Here is a 411-nt window from a genome sequence, read left to right on the forward strand (position 1 = left end):
TGCGGATGTCGGCCGCCGGTGGCCGGCGGTTGGCCGGACGCACCTTCAGCCCGAAGGCGACATTGTCGAGCACCGTCATGTGACGGAACAGGGCATAGTGCTGGAACACGAAGCCGATGTTGCGCTCCTGCACGGTCTTTTGCGAGGCATCCTCGTCGCCGAAGAAGATCGTGCCGTCGGTCGGGCTTTCGAGACCGGCGACCAGCCGCAACAGCGTCGTCTTGCCCGAGCCGGAGGGCCCAAGCAGCGCGATCAGCTCGCCCGAGCGGATGTCGAGCGAGACGTCGTCGAGCGCCGGAAAGCGGCCGAATTCCTTGCGTATGTTCTGAACGCGGACTTCCATGACGATCCGGACCTTTCAATGCCTGCGGCTGGCGGCGATCTCGGCGCTGTAGCGAAGCTCGAGCGCCG

The 411-nt window shown here is 65.5% G+C and carries 1 protein-coding gene; it reads right to left on the bottom strand.

Annotated features, from left to right (window positions below):
• On the bottom strand, positions 1 to 343 hold a 343-nt coding region (locus IB264_RS34290; protein WP_192435072.1), incomplete at its 3' end, for an ATP-binding cassette domain-containing protein.
• Between the last annotated feature and the right edge of the window lie 68 nt (positions 344 to 411).

The sequence above is a fragment of the Ensifer sp. ENS11 genome (genome assembly GCF_014851895.1).
Taxonomy (GTDB): domain Bacteria; phylum Pseudomonadota; class Alphaproteobacteria; order Rhizobiales; family Rhizobiaceae; genus Ensifer; species Ensifer canadensis.